Source organism: Bradyrhizobium sp. Bra64 (assembly GCF_024519875.1).
Taxonomy (GTDB): Bacteria; Pseudomonadota; Alphaproteobacteria; order Rhizobiales; family Xanthobacteraceae; genus Bradyrhizobium; species Bradyrhizobium japonicum_G.
The window spans coordinates 127,691-146,238 of record NZ_JALJRD010000004.1; the positions used below are offsets into that span (position 1 = coordinate 127,691).

Genomic DNA, 18,548 nt, shown 5'->3' on the forward strand with positions numbered 1-18,548 from the left:
AAGCTAACCCCTCGCCCGCAGCTCGCGCCGCAGCACCTTGCCGGTCGCCGTCATCGGCAGCGTCTCGGCGAACGCCACGAAACGCGGATATTCGTGGGCGGCAAGCTGCACCTTGACGAACTCCTGGATTTCGCGCGCGAGTGCGTCGCCAGCCGCGAAGCCCGGGCGCAGCACGATCCAGGCCTTGATCGATTCGGTGCGGATCGGATCGGGAATACCGACCACCGCCGCCATCGCCACCGAGGGATGCTTCATCAGCGTGTGTTCGATCTCGGAGGGACCGACGCGGTAGCCGGCGGTGGTGATGACATCATCCTCGCGGCTGACGTACCAGAAATATCCGTCTTCATCCTGCACGCCGAGATCGCCGGTGAGCAGGCATTCGCCGGCATATTTCTTCGCCGTCGCCTCGGGATTTCGCCAGTATTCGAGCATCGTGCACGGGCACGGCTGGCGCACGCCGATGATGCCGCGCTGGCCGCGTGGCTGCTCCTCGCCCTTGTCGTTGACGATGCGGACGTCGAAGCCCGGCGTCGCCTTGCCCATCGAGCCGGGACGGATCGGAAACAGGTTCGAGTTGCTGCCGATCACGAGATTGCACTCGGTCTGACCGAACACTTCATGCGCATCGATGCCGAAGGTCTCCCGAACCCAGCCGAGCAGTTCGCCGCCGAGGGATTCACCGCCGGTAAAGATGCTGCGCAGCTTGACGCCGGAATGCTTCACGCCGGCCTGCCGCATCAGCTTCAGCGCCGTCGGCGGCAGGAAGACGTTGCGCACACCGAGATCGGCCATCATCTGCATCGCTGCCTGCGGCTCGAATTTGCGCGCACGGTGACCGACCAGCGGAATGCCGTGGTACCAGAATGCGAACAAGCCGTTGACGAGGCCGCCGATCCAGGCCCAGTCCGCCGGCGTCCACATCAGATCGCCGGGGCGCGGCAGGAAGTTGTGGCACATCTCGACATTGGGGAGGTGACCGAGCACGACGCGGTGCGCATGCAGCGCCCCCTTGGGATTGCCGGTCGTGCCTGAAGTGTAGATGATCAGCGCGGGATCGTCGGCGGAGGTGTCGACCAGGGCGAAGTCGGGCGATGCGGCCTTCACCGCATCCCAGAACGATTTCGTGCCCGCAGGCGCGCGCTCGCCGACGATGTAGACGTTCTTCAGATCCGGCAGACGATCGCGGATCTTGGCGAGCTTCTCCCAGCCGCCCTCGTCGGTGACGATCGCCTTGGCCTGCGAATTCGACAGGCGGAATTCCAGCGCGTCCTCGCCGAACAGCGCGAACAGCGGAATCGAGATCATCGCCGAACGAAACGCCGCGATATGCACGATCGGCAATTCCAGCGATTGCGACAGGAACACCGCGACGCGGTCGCCCCGGGCAAGTCCATCCGCCTTCAGCACGTTGGCGAAGCGGCGCGACATTTCCGCGACCTCGTCGAAGGAAGTGCGCGTGGTGGCGCCGTTCTCGTCGACATAGACCAGCGCGAGCCGGCCCGTGCCGTCGGCGTGACGATCGCAGCAGGCTTCCGACATGTTGAAGCGCGCCGGAACGTCCCAGCGGAAGTTGCGATAGAGCTCGTCGTAGGTCTTGGCTTCGGTGAGCATGGACCAGATCCTATCGTACGGTCGCGAAGAACTTGCGGACATCGCGCACGAACAGCTCCGGCTGCTCGAATGCGGCGAAATGGCCTCCCTTCTCCATCGCGCTCCAATGCGTGATACGGGAAAAGTTCGGCTCCATCCAGCGCCGTACCGGCGTGATGATCTCCTTGGGGAACACGGCAACCCCGGTCGGCACGGTGACCTTCGGCGTGGTGCGGCGCTTGCCAAAGCTTTCCCAATAGAGCCGCGCGGAAGAGGTCGCCGTCTGCGTCGCCCAATAGAGCATGACGTTGTCGAGCAGCTCGTCCTTGTCGAAAATGTTCTCGGGGTGGCCATTGCAATCGGTCCAGGCCCAGAACTTTTCCAAGATCCAGGCCGCCTGCCCGCTCGGCGAATCCGTCAGGCCGTAGCCGAGCGTCTGCGGCCGCGTAGATTGCTGCTTGGAATAGCCGGAGTCGAGATCGACATAATGCTTGAGCCCGGCGAGCGCGCGCTTCTCCTCCACCGTCGGCTCGCCCTCGACCTTGGGCGCCGCGTTGAAAGCGAGCGTGATGTGGATGCCGGCGCAATGCCCGGCGTCCTGCGCGCCGAGCGAGGTTGTCACGGCCGAGCCCCAGTCGCCGCCCTGCGCGCCGTAACGCGCATAACCCAGCCGGTCCATCAGCCTGGCCCAGGTCGCGGCGATGCGGTCGACACCCCAGCCGGTTGTCCTGGGTTTTGCCGAGAAGCCGAAACCCGGCAGCGACGGACAGATCACATGGAAGGCGTCCGCCGGATTGCTGCCATGCGCGGCGGGATCGACCAGCGGCGCGATCACTTTCTGGAATTCGACGATCGAGCCGGGCCAGCCATGGGTGATGATCAACGGCAGCGCTGATGGTTCTTTCGAACGGACGTGCACGAAGTGGATGTCGAGCCCGTCGATCTCGGTCGTGAATTGCTCGAAGCGGTTGAGCTTTACCTCTCGCGCGCGCCAGTCATAGCCATCAGCCCAGTAACCGCAGATCTCCTGGATCCATGTCAGCGGCGCGCCCTGGCTCCAGTCGTCGACCAGCTCCGCCTCCGGCCAGCGCGTGCGGACGAGGCGTGACTTGAGGTCGGTGAGGATGTCGTCGCTGACGGCGATGCGGAACGGCTTGATGACGGTCATCGGTTGCTCCCGATTTATCTATCGGGAGAGAGTAGACCGAACGGGCGCCGCTTCAAAGGTGCCCCCTTCCCCCCACTAGGGGAACGGGGACGAGCTCAGCCAGTCAACGCAGCTTTCACGAGACCGGATGCTTTGCCGAAATCCATCTGCCCGGCGTATTTCGCCCTCAGCACCGCGATCACCTTGCCCATGTCCTTCATGCCGGCTGCGCCCGTCTCCGAGATCGCATCCGAGATCGCCTTCTTCACCTCGTCATCCGCCATCTGCTTCGGCAGATACGCCGAGATCACCGCGATCTCCTCGCGCTCCTGCGCGGCGAGCTCGGCGCGGCCGCCCTTGTCGTAGAGCTCGACCGATTCCTGGCGCTGCTTGATCATCTTCTGGAAGACGCCGAGCAGGTCCGCATCCGACAGCGGCGGCTTGCCGCTGCCGCGCGCTTCGATGTCGGCGTTCTTGATGGTCGAATTGACCATGCGCAGCGTGGACAGCTTGCGCTCGTCCTTGGCCTTCATGGCCTCCTTGACCGCATTGTTGATGTCGTCGCGCAGCATGATCGTGATCCCTTCGAATATCCGACGCCTGATCTAGGCCGTTCGCGTCCCTGAGACAACCGGGGGTCCCAGCCATTCGACCAGCGCCCGCACTGTCGCCTCGGGCTGCTCCGGTTGCGGCAGGTGCCCGCAATTCTCCAAAATGACGAGCTTTGCACCGGCGATGCCCTCTACCATCTCCTTCGAGAACGCGTTGGAGATGGTGTTGTCCGCATCGCCTGTCAGCACCAGCGTCGGGCATGTGATCGTCGCAAGCGTGGGCCGCGAATCCACCCGCGCGATGATCGCGGTCTGCTGGCGGAGATAGCCTTCGACGCCGACGTCCTCGCCCTGCTCATCCACGAGCCGGCGAATGCCGGAATCGTCGCGGCGGGAGGGATGCACGAGCTCCGGAAACATCTCCTCGCGCGCGGCACGCAACTCGCCGCGCTTCGCTCGCTCCATCAGGCTGCGGCGGCGCAGGGTCGCTTCCGGCGTATCGGGCCGGGCTTGGGTGTTGATCAGTGCGAGCCTCAAAACCCGCTCGGGCGCCTGGCGCATGATCTCGAACGCGATGTAGCCGCCCATGGAATGGCCGGCGAGCGCGAAGCGCGGCGGCGCCTCGCTCAGAACGCGGCGGGCGATCGCCGCCATGCTGTCGTCGCGGATATGGTTGGCGACCATCACGGGGCCAAAACGCCAGAGCGCCGGGATGACCGGGGCATAGATCCGGGCCGAGGAGGCAAGCCCCGGAACCAGCACGATCGGGGTGGTCTGATCCATTATTGCCTCTCAAGCCCCGGAATTTGCCGGAAATTATTCTGCAGAGCTTTAAGTGCCGGGCGGGAGCTGTCAAATATGCAAAAACGCATGTGAATCGGCGCTTCTCCGCTTTGACGCCGGCGTCCGCTGGGACTATGAACCGGGCTCATGACACAACATGACAACGATCCCGCTTGGCCGGACCACAAACCGACCGCGCTGTTGGTGCTTGCCGACGGCACGGTGCTCGAAGGCTTTGGCCTTGGCGCCGAGGGCCACGCCGTCGGTGAGGTCTGCTTCAACACCGCGATGACCGGTTATGAGGAGATTCTCACCGATCCCTCCTATGCCGGCCAGCTCATCACCTTCACTTTCCCGCATATCGGCAATGTCGGTACCAACGAGGAAGATATCGAGACGGTGAACATGGCCGCGACGCCGGGCGCGCGCGGCGTGATCCTGCGCACCGCGATCACCAATCCCTCCAACTACCGCGCCACCAAGCATCTCGACGCCTGGCTCAAGGCGCGCGGCATCATCGGCCTCTCCGGCATCGACACGAGGGCGCTGACCGCGCTGATCCGCAGCAAGGGCATGCCCAACGCCGTGATCGCACACGCCAGGAACGGCGAGTTCGACCTGCATGGCCTCAAGGAAGAAGCGCGCGAATGGCCGGGCCTCGAGGGCATGGACCTCGTGCCGATGGTCACCTCCGGCCAGCGCTTCACCTGGGACGAGACACCGTGGCTCTGGGACAAGGGTTTTGGCCGGCAGGACAAGCCTGAGTTCAACGTCGTCGCCATCGACTACGGCATCAAGCGCAACATCCTGCGCCTGCTCGCCGGCGTCGGCTGCAAGGTGACGGTGGTGCCGGCGACGACCTCGTCCGAAGACATTCTGGCGATGAAGCCGGACGGCGTGTTCCTGTCCAACGGTCCGGGCGATCCGGCCGCGACCGGCAAATACGCCGTGCCTGTGATCCAGGACGTGATCAAGTCGGGCACGCCGACCTTCGGCATCTGCCTCGGTCACCAGATGCTGGGCCTCGCCGTCGGCGCCAAGACCAGAAAGATGCATCAGGGCCACCACGGCGCCAATCATCCCGTCAAGGACGAGACCACCGGCAAGGTCGAGATCACCTCGATGAACCACGGCTTTGCCGTGGACGAGAAGACCCTGCCGAAGGGCGCGACGCAGACCCACATCTCGCTGTTCGACGGCTCCAATTGCGGTATCCAGCTCGACGGAAAACCGGTGTTCTCGGTGCAGTATCACCCCGAGGCTTCACCCGGTCCGCGCGACTCGCACTATCTGTTCCAGCGCTTTGCCGATCTGATGCGGCAAAAGAAGAGCGCGTAAGGCGCTCTCGCGAGAGCACTTCCACGACAAAAGCCCGGGTCCGCCCCGGGCTTTGTCATTTTGGCGCGCGCCTAGCGCGAGGCCGGAGCGACGGAGGAACGTCGCTTGACGACCTTCGTTGATTCAAACTATTCCGCGCAGGAGCCCCGCCATGGCCGTCGTCCGCGACAATGCCGAGCCACTCGCCATCGTGTTCGAGGATGACGGGCTCGTGCCGAACAACGTTCTCCCCTTCCTGGTCTATCAGGGCGCGGTGAAGCTCGATTCCACGCAGCCGGAAGAGACGATCGAGAGCCTGTTCGAAGCGAACGGCTGGGGCGGCACGTGGCGCAACGGCGTCTTCGACTATCTGCACTATCACGCGACGGTGCATGAGGTGCTCGGCGTCGCGCGTGGCAGCGCCCGTGTTCGCTTCGGCGGCGATCATGGCCAGGAGCTGGAGATCAAGACGGGCGACGTCGCGATCCTGCCGGCCGGCACGGGACATCAGCGCATCAAGGCGAGCGGCGATTTCTGCGTGATCGGTGCTTATCCACCGGGCGCGAAGATGGAGATCACGCGAGCAACGCCGGACAACCATGCCAAGGCGCTGAAGACGATCCCGAAGGTCGCGCTGCCGCCGGCCGATCCGGTCACGGGCAAGGATGGGGCAATGATGCGCCTGTGGCGGTAGTGAGTCGCGAACGCCAGCTGCACACTCCATCGTCGTCCCGGCGAAGGTCGGGACGACGATGCTGATGCAGTCCGACTACGCCTCGTTGCCGCCTTCCTGGCGCGTGGCTTCGAACAGGAACCAGGTGCGGCGCTCGGTCTCGTCGATGAAGTTTTCGAGGATGCTGGCGCTTGCGACGTCGCCGGCGTCATCGCAGACCTCATGCGCCTTGCGCATCGCGCCGGCGACATGCTTGTTGTCCTGCATCAGCTCGCGCAGCATCTCGCGCGGCGGGACGTAGTCCTCGTTGTTGTCCTTGATGGTCTGGAGCTTCGCGACCTGGCCGATCGACTTCAGCGTGGTGCCGCCGATCTTGCGGACGCGCTCGGCCAGCTGATCGGTGGTGGCGAAGATCTGGTCGGACTGCTCGTCGAGCAGCAGATGATAGTCGCGGAAATGCCGGCCGCTGATGTGCCAGTGGAAATTCTTGGTCTTCAGATACAACGCGAAAGCGTCGGCCAGAAGCACGTTGAGCGCCTCCGAGACCTTCTTGACCCCATCAGGTGCAAGATCGGTAGGCGTGTCGAGATCGGGCGAGACCTTGGTCGGGGCTTTGCTCACGGGAAACCTTCCTGTTAGGACGCGGACATTGACGGCGCGCTGCCGCACCCCTAACGCAATGCGGGCAGCGTCGGTTCCTCTGCCGGAACCGTCTGGCCGGGGGCCTTCGGATACCATGGACGATTGGATCGATTATTACGACTCGACGCATACGATCTATGTCAGCAAGCTGCATCGCGACCTGCACTTCCAGATCATTGCGCGGGACATCATCGCCTACATCTCCTCGCCCGAGGCGACCGTGCTGGACTATGCCTGCGGCGAGGCGCTGTCGGCGACCCAGGTTGCATCGGCTTGCGGCCAACTGATCCTCGCCGAGCCTGCGCCCGGCGTGCGCGGCCGTCTGATTGCGCGGTTTGCCCCGAATACAAAAATTCGTGTCCGCTCGCTCGACGACGTCCGCAAGATGCAGGACCAGTCAATCGATCTCGTCGTGATGAACTCGGTCGCGCAATACATGGCGCCGGAAGAGCTCGATGCCGCGCTCCTCAACATCCGGCGATTGTTGACGCCGTCCGGCAAGCTGGTGCTCGGCGACATCCTCCAGCCTGAGGTCGGCATGTTCAGGGACGTCCTGGCTCTGCTCAGCTTCGGCCTGCGTCACGGCTTTTTGAAAGATGCGCTGATCGGGCTGATCAGCACCGCGCTGTCGGATTACCGTCATCTGCGCACGCGCATCGGACTGCAGCGCTACAGCGAGGAGGAGATCACCGCCAAGCTCAAGGCAGCCGGCTTCGCGGTCCAGCGCGCTCAGCGCAACATCGGCCACAATCGCTGGCGCATGACCTTCATCGCGCGGCCGCCTCTGGTCCGTTAAGCATAACGACTGCCTGGGATGGCCTGTCGCACCCCCGATCGGTAATGATCGCTGCGGCCCGGTGGCGGAAGCGTCTACGCGAGGGCGGTGCATCGCTCTTTATCCTGGTTCAAATCCAGGCCGGGTCTCCAGCCTTCGCTGGCTCCGCCAGCTTCGGCCAGGCGAGCCGTATCGTGGCGAAGGCTGCCTCGACGAAGCACGCCGGGCGTAGTCGGGCGTTGGCGCGCAATCGTCCCAGCCTCAACCCGCGGCAGTCACCTCGCACTCCGACAGCAGCTGAAGCCGGTCGGCATCCTTGCTCGCCGAGTTGATGACGGCATCGAGCAGACCGGGAAAACGCGTGTCCAGATCCTCCCGGCGCAGCCGCATGAAGCGGTTGGTCCCCGCGACGCGCGTCAGCATCAGGCCGCATTCGCGCAGCTTGGCGAAGTGGTAGGCGAGATTCGATTTGCCGGCGAGCCCGCTGAAGTCGCCGCAGCAGAGCTCGCTGCTGACACGTTCCTGCTGGGCGAGCTGGTACACGATCGCCAATCGGATCGGATCGCTCAGGCAATCCAGAACCATCGGCAGCTCGATCTGCTCGCGGGTGGGGTGGAGAGGTGTACGGCTCATGGTCCGAGAATCATAGCGAACTGGCCGGAATGTTCAATAGTTCTTGAACCAATTGACTCCTGACCTTTCGCATACAATAGTTCAATAAACGTTGAACATGAGGATAGATTCAATGAGCGTGCTCTGGCTGGCCCTGGCCGCCTTCGCGATCGGTACGGAAGGCTTTGTCATTGCAGGGCTTTTACCGGCGATCGCCACCGACCTGTCGATTTCCGTCCCCGCAGCCGGACAGTTGGTCACCGCCTACGCCCTGACCTATGCGGTCGGATCGCCGATCCTGGCGGTGACGCTGAACAATATCGACCGCCGCACCGTGCTGGCCCTGGCGCTGTCCACGTTCATTGCCGGCAACCTCGCGGCGATGGTGGCCTCCAACTACGCCCTGTTGCTGGCTTCGCGCATGCTGATGGCCCTGGGTTCAGGCCTGTGCATGCCGACGGCGCTCGCGGTGTCCGTGGCGGTCGCCGCGCCGGAACGGCGAGGCCGTGCGGTGGCGCTGGTCACCTCGGGCCTCACGGTTGCGACCGTCATCGGCGTTCCCCTCGGCAACCTCGTCGGCAGCCTTCTCGGCTGGCGCGCGACCTTTGCCATGGTCGCCCTGATCGGCGCCGTTGCGCTCGCCGGCCTGCTGCTTGGCCTGCCCCGCGGCCTGCCGCGCAACACGGCTTCGCTCGGCGAACGGCTGGCGGTTGCGCGTCACAGCAATGTCCTGATCGCCCTTCTGATCACGATTTTATGGGCGCTCGGCGGCTTCACCGTGTTCACCTATTTCGCGATCCCGCTGCGCAGCCTTGGCTTCGATGCCTCGCAGATCAGCCTCGCGCTGCTTGTGTTCGGCGGCGCCGCCGCAATCGGGAACATGCTCGGCGGCGTCCTTGCCGACCGGCTCGGCACGCTCGCCACCGCAGGCATCGGGCTCGCCGGCATGGCCGGCGCGCTGATCCTGCATTCGCTGGTCCTGAAGCTGATGCCTGCACAGGCGCATTATGCGGTGCTGGGCGCGATCTTCCTGTGGGGCATCTCGGGATGGGCGTTCTATCCGGCCCAGGTCGCCAGCATCATCCGGATCGAGCCGCAGGCCTCGATGATCGCGCTCTCGCTCAACGCCTCCGCGATGTATCTCGGCTTCGCCGTCGGCGGGGCCCTGGGGGGCGCGGTGCTGGCCACCCTCTCGTCCGACGACCTCGGCTGGATCGGCGGAACGAGCGTTGCCGCCTCGCTGCTGGTGCATCTGGCCCGCGGCTGGCAGGCCCGGCCAAAACCGGTCAAAATTGCCGGTTGATGGGTGTTTTTCGGGGTTTCGCCGCCCCGAAAACTGGTCTAAGACCCACCCGCGCGCAGGGGAGACCACCGCGCTCTCGGCCAAAGGGACGCGCAGCAAGCGCGCCCTTTTTTTGTGCCCAAATTCCACTTCGGCGAGAGTTGATGCCCAAACGTACAGACATCACCACCATCCTGATCATCGGCGCCGGTCCCATCGTGATCGGCCAGGCCTGCGAGTTCGACTATTCGGGCACCCAGGCGGTGAAGACGCTGAAGGAAGAGGGCTATCGCATCGTCCTCGTCAATTCCAACCCGGCCACCATCATGACCGACCCGGAATTGGCGGATGCGACCTATATCGAGCCGATCACCCCCGAAATCGTCGCAAAGATCATCGAGAAAGAGCGCCACGTCATTCCCGGCGGCTTCGCGCTGCTGCCGACCATGGGCGGACAGACCGCGCTGAACTGCGCGCTGTCGCTGCGCCGGCAGGGCACGCTGGAAAAGTTTGACGTCGAGATGATCGGCGCGACCGCCGACGCGATCGACAAGGCCGAGGATCGCCAGCTGTTCCGCGAGGCCATGACCAAGATCGGGCTCGAGACGCCGAAGTCGCGGCTCGCCAACGCCTCCGAACTGAAGAAGTCCTTCCGCGACAAATACCAGGCCGAACGCGCGAAGGCGTCGGGTGCCGCGCTCGAAGAGCTCGAGCGCCAGTGGACACTCGGCGAAAGCGACCGCCGCAAGCGCTATCAGGAATATGCGCTCGGCCAGGCGCTGATGGCACTGTCCGAGATCGGCCTGCCCGCGATCATCCGCCCCTCCTTCACCATGGGCGGCACCGGCGGCGGCATCGCCTACAACAAGGAAGAGTTTCTCGACATCATCGAGCGCGGTCTCGACGCGTCTCCGACCAACGAAGTGCTGATCGAGGAATCCGTGCTCGGCTGGAAAGAGTACGAGATGGAGGTCGTGCGCGACAAGAAGGACAATTGCATCATCGTCTGCTCGATCGAGAACCTCGATCCGATGGGCGTGCACACCGGCGATTCCATCACGGTGGCGCCGGCGCTGACGCTGACCGACAAGGAATACCAGATCATGCGCGACGCCTCGCTGGCGGTGCTGCGCGAGATCGGCGTCGAGACCGGCGGCTCCAACGTGCAGTTCGGCGTCAATCCCGAAGACGGCCGCATGGTCGTCATCGAGATGAATCCGCGCGTGTCGCGCTCCTCCGCCTTGGCCTCGAAGGCCACCGGATTTCCGATCGCAAAGGTCGCCGCCAAGCTCGCGGTCGGCTACACGCTGGACGAAATCGCCAACGACATCACCGGAGGCGCGACGCCGGCCTCGTTCGAACCGACCATCGACTACGTCGTCACCAAGGTGCCGCGTTTCGCCTTCGAGAAATTCCCCGGTGCCTCCACCACGCTGACGACGTCGATGAAATCGGTCGGCGAAGTCATGGCGATCGGCCGCACCTTCCAGGAAAGCCTCCAGAAGGCGCTACGCGGGCTCGAGACCGGTCTCACCGGCCTCGACGAGATCGAGATCGAAGGGCTCGGCCGCGACGACGACAAGAACGCGATCCGCGCCGCGCTCGGCACGCCGACGCCGAACCGGCTGCTGCAGGTCGCCCAGGCCATGCGGCTCGGCTGGTCGAACGAGGAGATCTTCAACTCCTGCAAGATCGATCCGTGGTTCCTCGGCGAGATGCGCGGGATCGTCGACATGGAGGAGAAGGTCAGGAAGAGCGGCCTGCCCGGCAACGCCTTCGGCATGCGCACGCTCAAGGCCATGGGCTTCTCCGATGCGCGGCTCGCGGTGCTCGCGGAGACGACGGAGGCCGAGGTGACGGCGAAGCGACACGCGCTCGGCGTTCGCCCCGTCTACAAGCGCATCGACACCTGCGCGGCCGAGTTCGCTTCGCCGACCGCCTACATGTACTCGACCTACGAGGCGCTGTTCGCAGGTGCGCCCGCGGACGAGAGCACGCCGTCGGACAAGAAGAAGGTCATCATCCTCGGCGGCGGGCCGAACCGCATCGGCCAGGGCATCGAGTTCGACTATTGCTGCTGTCACGCCTGCTTCGCGCTGCATGACGCCGGCTATGAATCCATCATGGTCAACTGCAACCCGGAGACGGTGTCGACCGACTACGACACTGCCGACCGGCTCTATTTCGAGCCGCTCACCGCCGAGGACGTGCTGGAGATCATCGCCAAGGAGCGCACCAACGGCACGCTGCACGGCGTGATCGTGCAGTTCGGCGGCCAGACCCCGCTGAAGCTCGCGCGCGCGCTGGAAGCGGCCGAAGTGCCGATCCTCGGCACCTCCCCCGACGCCATCGACCTTGCGGAAGACCGCGACCGCTTCAAGCGCGTGCTCGACAAGTTGCGGCTGAAGCAGCCGAAGAACGGCATCGCCTATTCGGTCGAGCAGGCGCGCCTGGTCGCAACCGATCTCGGCCTGCCGCTGGTGGTGCGCCCGTCCTACGTGCTCGGCGGCCGCGCGATGCAGATCATCCGCGAAGAGAACCAGCTCAGCGACTATTTGCTCGGCACGCTGCCGGAGCTGGTGCCGGCCGACGTCAAGGCGCGCTACCCGAACGACAAGACCGGGCAGATCAACACCGTGCTCGGCAAGAACCCGCTGCTGTTCGACCGCTATCTGTCCGACGCGACCGAGATCGACGTCGACTGCCTCTGCGACGGCAAGGACACCTTCATCGTCGGCATCATGGAGCACATCGAGGAAGCCGGCATCCATTCCGGAGACAGCGCGTGCTCGCTGCCGCCGCACTCGCTCGATGCCGCGATGATCGGGGAGCTGGAGCGGCAGACCCGCGAGCTCGCGCTCGGCCTCGACGTCGTCGGCCTGATGAACGTGCAATACGCGATCAAGGACGGCGAGATCTACGTGCTCGAGGTCAATCCGCGCGCCTCGCGCACGGTGCCCTTCGTTGCCAAGGTGGTCGGCACGCCCGTTGCGAAGATCGCCGCGCGGATCATGGCCGGCGAAAAGCTCGCCGACTTCAAATTGAAGAAGCCCGACTTCAAGCATGTCGGCGTGAAAGAATCCGTGTTTCCGTTTGCCCGCTTCCCCGGCGTCGATACGGTGCTCGGCCCCGAGATGCGCTCGACCGGCGAGGTCATGGGCATCGACAGCTCCTTCGCAGTGGCGTTTGCCAAGAGCCAGCTCGGCGGCGGCACGCGGGTGCCGCGCAAGGGCACGGTGTTCGTCTCGGTCCGCGAGAGCGACAAGACGCGCATCGCCGAGGCCGTCCGCCAGCTGCATTCGCTCGGCTTCAAGGTGCTGGCAACGTCGGGCACGGCGCGCTTCCTGACCGACCAGGGCATCCCGACCGAGAAGGTGAACAAGGTGCTGGAGGGCCGGCCGCACATCGTGGACGCCATCACCAATGGCGACGTCCAGCTCGTCTTCAACACCACCGAAGGCCCGCAGGCGCTCGCCGACAGCCGTTCGCTGCGGCGCGCGGCCCTCTTGCATAAAGTGCCGTATTACACCACTCTTTCCGGGGCCGTGGCGGCCGCGCAGGGCATCCGCGCCTATCTGGGCGGGGACCTTGAGGTTCGGACTCTTCAGAGCTACTTTTCGGAAACCTGATCCGAGCGGAAGGCCAAGCCTTGAAGGGTAAGCCTTGAAGGGTAAGCCTCGAGGGGGACACCTTGAGGGGGAAGCCTTTTGCTAAGTGACTGGCGATGAAGCCACAATGGCCGGAGGAACTGTCCGGCCATGCGGTTGTTCTGTTCCGGCGCCAAGCCCACATAACATTCCGGCGGCGGCGTGTTCAGCCCCCGGAAACACTGACGAATCAAGGTTGCCGCGCCCTTTGTTTTTCTGGGCGCGCGGCCGAAGGACGAGAGAAGACATGGAAAAGGTTCCGATGACAGCGGGCGGCTTTGCCGCACTCGGGGAAGAATTGAAGAAGCGCCAGTCCGAGGACCGTCCGCGCATCATCGAGCACATCGCGGAGGCGCGCTCGCACGGCGATTTGTCGGAGAACGCGGAGTATCACGCCGCGAAGGAAGAGCAGTCCCACAATGAAGGCCGCATCGCCGAGCTCGAGGACAAGCTGGCGCGCGCCGACATCATCGACATCTCGAAACTGTCCGGCGACACCATCAAGTTCGGCGCCACCGTGACGCTGGTCGACGAGGACACCGAGAAGAAGGCGGTGTGGCAGATCGTCGGCGAGGTCGAGGCCGACGCCAAGAAGGGCCGCATTTCCATCACCTCGCCGCTCGCGCGCGCGCTGATCGGCAAGAAGAAGGGCTCGACCGTCGAGGTCAACGCACCCGGCGGCGCCAAGGCATACGAGATCACCAAGGTGGAGTGGCGGTAGGGATTTGTCGCTGCCGCGTGATGACGTTTTGGAAAGGCCGCGCGATGCGCGGCCTTTTTGTTTCGGCGTGTTCCTGAGCCTGAGGTGAACCCGCGCGCTCACCACTCGTCATTGCGAGCGCAGCGAAGCAATGACGAAGGAGGCCCTACCGTCTCCCCTTCACGTCCAGCGGCACCGCCGCCTCGTACTTCGAATTGTGCAGCACCAGCGAGGTCCGCACGTTGCGCACATGGGGCGCGGCGGTCAGGTGCGTGACGAAATCCTGGAAGGTCGCCATGTCGGGCGCGACGCATTTCAGGATGAAATCGACTTCGCCCGACAGCATCCAGCACTCACGCACCAGCGGCTCGGCGCGGACGAACTCTTCGAAGGCGCGCAAATCCGCCTCGGCCTGGCTGGAGAGATGCACCGCGGCAAACACCGTGACGTCGAAGCCGAGCTTTCGCGCGTCGAGGAGACCGCGATAACCGTGGATATACCCCTCCTCCTCCAGCGCCCGGACGCGGCGCAGGCAGGGCGGGGGCGAGATACCGACGCGCTTGGCCAGCTCGACATTGGTGATTCGACCGTCGGCCTGAATCTCGGTGAGAATTTTCAGGTCGATCTCGTCTAGGTTCCGCGACACGTGATTGGAACTCCTGGGCCTTTGCGACGGTATTGGTGGGTTTGTCGCAATCCTCATAGCGCAGACGCACCGCGCAGCGCAATTTTATTGCGCGTGCAGCGCAATCGAGTTTTGTTCCCTGTTGGAAAAATCCGCCGACAGGGAATGCAATTCTTGCATAGCTCACCAGAAGGCTTAGATTAGCTCTGATATTTCAGCGCCTCCGCGAGGCCTCCCGGCATGTTCCGCGCCCGCGCTGCAATCCCCCGTGAAAGGCGTCCGTCGAAATGTCCGCCCCTGTCCATGCAAAGGTCGTCATTATTGGCTCCGGCCCCGCCGGCTACACGGCAGCGATCTACGCCGCGCGCGCGATGCTCGAGCCGATCCTGATCCAGGGCATCCAGCCGGGCGGCCAGCTCACCATCACCACCGACGTCGAGAACTATCCGGGCTTCGCCGACGTGATCCAGGGCCCTTGGCTGATGGAGCAGATGGAGAAGCAGGCGCTGCATGTAGGGACACAGATCAAGACCGATCTGGTGATCAAGCTCGACACCTCGCAGCGGCCGTTCCGCCTCGCCTGCGATAGCGGCGACGTCTATCTCGCCGACACCGTCATCCTCGCCACCGGCGCCCAGGCGCGCTGGCTCGGGTTGCCGTCCGAAGGCAAATTCCAGGGCGGCGGCGTGTCGGCCTGCGCCACCTGTGACGGCTTCTTCTACCGCAACAAGGAAGTGTTGGTGGTCGGCGGCGGCAATACCGCGGTCGAGGAAGCCCTGTACCTCACCAACCATGCCTCGCAGGTCACCATCGTGCATCGTCGCGATCATTTCCGCGCCGAACGCATCCTGCAGGAGCGCCTGTTCAAGCACCCGAAGATCAAGGTGGTCTGGGACTCGGCCATCGACGAGATCTGCGGCAGCGAGAACCCGAACAAGGTCACCCATGTGCGATTGAAGAACGTCAAGACCGGCGCGCTTACGGACGTGAAGACCGACGGCGTGTTCATCGCCATCGGACACGCGCCGGCGACCGAGCTCGTGGCCGGACAGGTCAAGCTGAAACCCTCGGGCTATGTCGAGGTCGCCCCGAACTCGACCGCGACCTCGGTGCCCGGCCTGTTCGCCGCCGGCGACGTCGCGGACGAAACCTATCGACAGGCCGTGACGGCCGCCGGCCTCGGCTGCATGGCAGCCCTTGAGGCCGAACGATTCTTGGCCCTGCGCGCCAGCGAGCGCGCGGCAGCGGAATAAAGATCATGCCTCGAACACGCGACGGATTTACGGATATGGATTGGGACAAGCTGAAGGTGTTTCACGCGGCAGCTGAAGCGGGCAGCTTCACGCATGCGGGCGAGCAGCTCGGCCTGTCGCAATCGGCGGTGTCGCGCCAGGTCTCGGCGCTGGAGCAGGAGCTCTCGGTCTCGCTGTTCCACCGCCATGCCCGCGGCCTGATCCTCACCGAACAGGGCGATCTCCTGTTCCGCACCGCGCATGACGTCTTCATGCAGCTGCAGGCCGCGCGCGCCAAATTGACCGACAGCCGCGAGCGGCCGAGCGGCGATCTCAAGATCACCACCACGCCCGGCGTCGGCATCAACTGGCTGATCCCGCGGCTCGGCGAGTTCACCGCGCTCTATCCGGAAATCCGGATCTCGCTGATCGTCACCGACGAGGAGCTCGATCTCTCGATGCGCGAGGCCGACGTCGCGATCCGCACCCGCAAGCCGACGCAGCCGGATCTCATCCAGCGCAAGCTTTTCGCGATGGGCTTCCATGCCTATTGCTCGCCGGACTACATCAAGCGCTTCGGCACGCCGCGCACGCTCGAGGAGCTCGACTCCCACCGCATCATCACGCTCTCCGACGGCAACTTCGCGCCGCATCTTCAGAACCGCAACTGGCTGGTCGAAGCGGGGCGCAACGGCTCGGGTCCGCGCGAGGCCTATTTCAGGGTCAACAACATCCTCGGCCTCGTCCGCGCCTGTCAGCAGGGCCTCGGCATCGCCGCGCTGCCGGACTATCTGATCGAAGAACAGAGCCGCCTCGTACAGCTGTTCGGCGAATCGGATTCGATCCAGCTCGATACGTATTTCGTCTATCCGGAAGAGCTGAAGACGGTCGCACGCGTGCAGGTGTTCCGCGACTTCGTGGTGAGCAAGGCGCAGCGCTGGCCGTCCTGATTTCCGCATGACTGACATGCGGCTCCGGCGCTTGCTGCAAGCCGCGGGTCAAGCTCATACTGCTCGCACGCTGAGCCTTCGCGTTGCGCATTTGTCCCCCTCCTCCAGTGGCGCGGGAGTTCAGTAATCCCTCTTGGAAGGTGATTGTGTCGGCCTCACGTGGCCAATACCTTAAGCCGGACCCTCTCGGGTCCGGCTTTTTTTCTGTCCGATCGGGCTCTCGCCTTCCGCGTGTATTGACAGTTCCACGCATACCCCGCATCATTTGCAAATGATCACGAAGTCGTGCGCACTCGTTTCGAAAAAAGGCCCCCACCCGGGGACCTCGGATTTTTGCGCGCGCTAATACTGCCTTCGTCATCGCAGCAAATCTTCGAAAACCCCGCCGCCTGGACGGGGTTTTTTCATGTGCCTCCGTCTCAGGTTTTTCCCGAGAAGGAGATGGAACATGACCGGTCTACAAGATCATTTGCACGGCCTCTGGCTGCCGCTGGTGACGCCGTTTCGCGACGGCGCGCTCGACGAGAGGTCGCTGCGACGGCTGACGCGGCACTATTGCGGGCAGGCCGTCGACGGCTTCATCCTGGGCGCGACCTCCGGTGAAGGCATGACGCTGCGCGAGGCCGAACTCGAACGGCTCGCCGCCATCGTGCGCGACGAGATGGCCGGCGATCGCCGCAGCATTCCGATCTGCCTCGGCCTGTCGGGCGCGGACACCTCGCGGATGAAGGAGCGTCTCGACGAGACCGCGGACTGGCCGATCGACGGATATCTGATCGCGAGCCCCTATTATGTTCGGCCGTCGCAGCGCGGGCTGCTGGCGCATTTCGAAGCCCTTGCCGACCACGCCGCCTGGCCGATCGCGCTCTACAACATTCCCTATCGCACCTCGGTCAACATCACCAACCAGACGCTGCTGCGGCTGGCCGAGCATCGCAACATCGTCGGGCTGAAGGATTGCGGCGCGAGCCGCGAGCAATCCATCGCGCTGCTGCGCGACCGTCCCAAGAGTTTTCGCGTGCTGACCGGCGAGGACGTAAATTATCATGAGGCGCTCAGCGACGGCGCCGACGGCGGCGTCGTGCTGTCGGCCCATGTCGAGACCGCGACGTTCGCGGCGGTATATGCCGAGCTCAGGCGCGGCAACCATGACGCGGCACAGGCGCACTGGCACGAGGTTGCCGAGCTGACGCGACTGTTGTTCGCAGAGCCCAGCCCCGCACCGGCGAAGTACTGGCTGTGGCGGGCAGGCCTCATCGACAGCCCCGAAGTGCGCCTGCCGATGGTGGAAGTCGGCAGCGAGCTTGCCGCTACGCTCGATCGCGAGATCGAGCGGCGGATGCAGGTGGCGGCGTAGTTCATCTTACCCTCCCCTGGGGAGCCTCCAGGGGAGGGTAAGTGGATTCCGTGGTTAACCGGGCGCGAACGGCCTTCGCTGCTGCCGCATGGCGCGTCCACGGCTCGTTTACGCAATCGCGCCTATCGTTTGCGTTCGACGTCTTTCAAAAGGGGGAATGACCATGGGACAACGCATCCGCCCGACGGCGGCAGACATGTTCGCGCCCGCCGATCTCTTGCGGGGAATTCTGTTGGTGTCGTCGTTCGGGTTCTGGGCGGTGGTGCTCGGCCTGATGCCGGTGCTGGTGTTTCGGATCTGGCTCAGCTGACGCGCATCCCTTTCGGATGGTTAATCCGTGGTAGCACCTGTGTTCGAAAGCGCGCGAAACTGCGACGCGGAATTTTAAAACATCCTGCCTATCGTTCACGTCCATAAGCGAAGAAATCGCGGGGGCGTTTATGAATAGTCATAACGACATGGCGTCGCATTACGACGCCGGACAGCAGGGCTTCACCACCGAGGACATTCTCTGGGCCGCCGGCATCTGGTCGGTGATCCTCACGCTGTCGCCGGTGATCGTGTTCTACATGCTGATGGTGGCGTAACCACCATAGCTATCTCCAGAAACGTAAAACGCGCGGACGTCCGCGCGTTTTTCGTCCGGGGAATGATTTATGAAA

At 64.2% G+C, this 18,548-nt stretch carries 18 protein-coding genes; 11 read left to right on the forward strand and 7 right to left on the reverse strand.

The features are described from left to right. Positions 1 to 3: 3 nt before the first annotated feature. The 4 genes from NR187_RS15545 to NR187_RS15560 form a co-directional block, all read right to left on the reverse strand. Complete coding sequence (locus NR187_RS15545) at positions 4 to 1,614, reverse strand: acyl-CoA synthetase (RefSeq protein ID WP_256806987.1); 1,611 nt, start codon at positions 1,612 to 1,614, stop codon at positions 4 to 6. A 10-nt stretch (positions 1,615 to 1,624) separates the two neighbouring features. Next, on the reverse strand, positions 1,625 to 2,761 hold the full coding sequence (locus tag NR187_RS15550; RefSeq protein ID WP_256806988.1) for an epoxide hydrolase family protein: 1,137 nt from the start codon (positions 2,759 to 2,761) through the stop codon (positions 1,625 to 1,627). Positions 2,762 to 2,856: 95 nt separating this feature from the next. Beyond that, a complete protein-coding gene (locus NR187_RS15555) occupies positions 2,857 to 3,312 on the reverse strand; it encodes a GatB/YqeY domain-containing protein (RefSeq protein WP_211381581.1) in 456 nt (151 codons plus the stop codon). Positions 3,313 to 3,345: 33 nt separating this feature from the next. Next, positions 3,346 to 4,074, reverse strand: coding sequence for an alpha/beta fold hydrolase (locus NR187_RS15560; RefSeq protein WP_211381580.1), 729 nt, complete (start codon positions 4,072 to 4,074; stop codon positions 3,346 to 3,348). Positions 4,075 to 4,221: 147 nt separating this feature from the next. On the opposite strand from NR187_RS15560, the gene carA reads away from it, so the two are divergent. Continuing rightward, on the forward strand, positions 4,222 to 5,412 hold the full coding sequence (gene carA, locus NR187_RS15565; protein ID WP_211381579.1) for a glutamine-hydrolyzing carbamoyl-phosphate synthase small subunit: 1,191 nt from the start codon (positions 4,222 to 4,224) through the stop codon (positions 5,410 to 5,412). A 151-nt stretch (positions 5,413 to 5,563) separates the two neighbouring features. Then, positions 5,564 to 6,085, forward strand: coding sequence for a hypothetical protein (locus NR187_RS15570; protein WP_211381578.1), 522 nt, complete (start codon positions 5,564 to 5,566; stop codon positions 6,083 to 6,085). Between the two features lie 75 nt (positions 6,086 to 6,160). Here the strand turns inward: NR187_RS15570 and NR187_RS15575 are convergent, their stop codons facing one another. Beyond that, positions 6,161 to 6,685: a Dps family protein gene (locus NR187_RS15575; protein ID WP_211381577.1), complete on the reverse strand. Its 525-nt coding sequence runs from the start codon at positions 6,683 to 6,685 to the stop codon at positions 6,161 to 6,163. A gap of 115 nt (positions 6,686 to 6,800) precedes the next feature. On the opposite strand from NR187_RS15575, the gene NR187_RS15580 reads away from it, so the two are divergent. Continuing rightward, complete coding sequence (locus NR187_RS15580) at positions 6,801 to 7,502, forward strand: class I SAM-dependent methyltransferase (protein WP_211381576.1); 702 nt, start codon at positions 6,801 to 6,803, stop codon at positions 7,500 to 7,502. A 240-nt stretch (positions 7,503 to 7,742) separates the two neighbouring features. On the opposite strand, the gene NR187_RS15585 is transcribed toward NR187_RS15580, so the two are convergent. Beyond that, on the reverse strand, positions 7,743 to 8,114 hold the full coding sequence (locus tag NR187_RS15585) for a helix-turn-helix transcriptional regulator (protein ID WP_211381575.1): 372 nt from the start codon (positions 8,112 to 8,114) through the stop codon (positions 7,743 to 7,745). A gap of 112 nt (positions 8,115 to 8,226) precedes the next feature. Between NR187_RS15585 and NR187_RS15590 the strand changes: the two genes are divergently transcribed. From NR187_RS15590 to greA, 3 genes are all read left to right on the forward strand, one after another. Further along, the gene (locus NR187_RS15590) at positions 8,227 to 9,396 is read left to right on the forward strand and encodes an MFS transporter (protein ID WP_211381574.1); all 1,170 of its coding nucleotides are present in this window, start codon (positions 8,227 to 8,229) and stop codon (positions 9,394 to 9,396) included. Positions 9,397 to 9,539: 143 nt separating this feature from the next. Continuing rightward, positions 9,540 to 13,004 carry a carbamoyl-phosphate synthase large subunit gene (gene carB, locus NR187_RS15595; protein ID WP_211381573.1) on the forward strand — a complete coding sequence of 1,155 codons (3,465 nt, stop codon included), beginning with the start codon at positions 9,540 to 9,542 and terminating at the stop codon, positions 13,002 to 13,004. Positions 13,005 to 13,269: 265 nt separating this feature from the next. Further along, positions 13,270 to 13,743: a transcription elongation factor GreA gene (gene greA / locus NR187_RS15600; protein WP_027534300.1), complete on the forward strand. Its 474-nt coding sequence runs from the start codon at positions 13,270 to 13,272 to the stop codon at positions 13,741 to 13,743. Between the two features lie 145 nt (positions 13,744 to 13,888). On the opposite strand, the gene NR187_RS15605 is transcribed toward greA, so the two are convergent. Next, positions 13,889 to 14,368 carry an Lrp/AsnC family transcriptional regulator gene (locus tag NR187_RS15605; protein WP_027547667.1) on the reverse strand — a complete coding sequence of 160 codons (480 nt, stop codon included), beginning with the start codon at positions 14,366 to 14,368 and terminating at the stop codon, positions 13,889 to 13,891. Positions 14,369 to 14,634: 266 nt separating this feature from the next. Here NR187_RS15605 and trxB point away from each other — a divergent pair, with 266 nt between their 5' ends. The 5 genes from trxB (at position 14,635) to NR187_RS15630 (ending at position 18,473) form a co-directional block, all read left to right on the forward strand. Next, complete coding sequence (gene trxB, locus NR187_RS15610) at positions 14,635 to 15,600, forward strand: thioredoxin-disulfide reductase (protein ID WP_256806992.1); 966 nt, start codon at positions 14,635 to 14,637, stop codon at positions 15,598 to 15,600. 5 nt (positions 15,601 to 15,605) lie between these two features. Beyond that, on the forward strand, positions 15,606 to 16,529 hold the full coding sequence (locus NR187_RS15615) for a LysR family transcriptional regulator (RefSeq protein WP_027534296.1): 924 nt from the start codon (positions 15,606 to 15,608) through the stop codon (positions 16,527 to 16,529). Between the two features lie 448 nt (positions 16,530 to 16,977). Next, positions 16,978 to 17,886: a 4-hydroxy-tetrahydrodipicolinate synthase gene (locus NR187_RS15620; protein ID WP_256806993.1), complete on the forward strand. Its 909-nt coding sequence runs from the start codon at positions 16,978 to 16,980 to the stop codon at positions 17,884 to 17,886. A 163-nt stretch (positions 17,887 to 18,049) separates the two neighbouring features. Beyond that, on the forward strand, positions 18,050 to 18,196 hold the full coding sequence (locus NR187_RS15625; RefSeq protein WP_211381570.1) for a hypothetical protein: 147 nt from the start codon (positions 18,050 to 18,052) through the stop codon (positions 18,194 to 18,196). Between the two features lie 130 nt (positions 18,197 to 18,326). Next, entirely contained in the window at positions 18,327 to 18,473 is a 147-nt protein-coding gene (locus NR187_RS15630; RefSeq protein WP_211381569.1) for a hypothetical protein, read from the forward strand. Positions 18,474 to 18,548 lie beyond the last annotated feature (75 nt).

Coding starts and splice junctions, on each gene's coding strand:
- NR187_RS15545 (WP_256806987.1), bottom strand. CDS start 1,614: ATGCTCACCGAAGCCAAGACCTACGACGAGCTCTATCGCAACTTCCGC.
- NR187_RS15550 (WP_256806988.1), bottom strand. CDS start 2,761: ATGACCGTCATCAAGCCGTTCCGCATCGCCGTCAGCGACGACATCCTC.
- NR187_RS15555 (WP_211381581.1), bottom strand. CDS start 3,312: ATGCTGCGCGACGACATCAACAATGCGGTCAAGGAGGCCATGAAGGCC.
- NR187_RS15560 (WP_211381580.1), bottom strand. CDS start 4,074: ATGGATCAGACCACCCCGATCGTGCTGGTTCCGGGGCTTGCCTCCTCG.
- carA (WP_211381579.1), top strand. CDS start 4,222: ATGACACAACATGACAACGATCCCGCTTGGCCGGACCACAAACCGACC.
- NR187_RS15570 (WP_211381578.1), top strand. CDS start 5,564: ATGGCCGTCGTCCGCGACAATGCCGAGCCACTCGCCATCGTGTTCGAG.
- NR187_RS15580 (WP_211381576.1), top strand. CDS start 6,801: ATGGACGATTGGATCGATTATTACGACTCGACGCATACGATCTATGTC.
- NR187_RS15585 (WP_211381575.1), bottom strand. CDS start 8,114: ATGAGCCGTACACCTCTCCACCCCACCCGCGAGCAGATCGAGCTGCCG.
- NR187_RS15590 (WP_211381574.1), top strand. CDS start 8,227: ATGAGCGTGCTCTGGCTGGCCCTGGCCGCCTTCGCGATCGGTACGGAA.
- carB (WP_211381573.1), top strand. CDS start 9,540: ATGCCCAAACGTACAGACATCACCACCATCCTGATCATCGGCGCCGGT.
- greA (WP_027534300.1), top strand. CDS start 13,270: ATGGAAAAGGTTCCGATGACAGCGGGCGGCTTTGCCGCACTCGGGGAA.
- trxB (WP_256806992.1), top strand. CDS start 14,635: ATGTCCGCCCCTGTCCATGCAAAGGTCGTCATTATTGGCTCCGGCCCC.
- NR187_RS15615 (WP_027534296.1), top strand. CDS start 15,606: ATGCCTCGAACACGCGACGGATTTACGGATATGGATTGGGACAAGCTG.
- NR187_RS15620 (WP_256806993.1), top strand. CDS start 16,978: ATGACCGGTCTACAAGATCATTTGCACGGCCTCTGGCTGCCGCTGGTG.
- NR187_RS15625 (WP_211381570.1), top strand. CDS start 18,050: ATGGGACAACGCATCCGCCCGACGGCGGCAGACATGTTCGCGCCCGCC.
- NR187_RS15630 (WP_211381569.1), top strand. CDS start 18,327: ATGAATAGTCATAACGACATGGCGTCGCATTACGACGCCGGACAGCAG.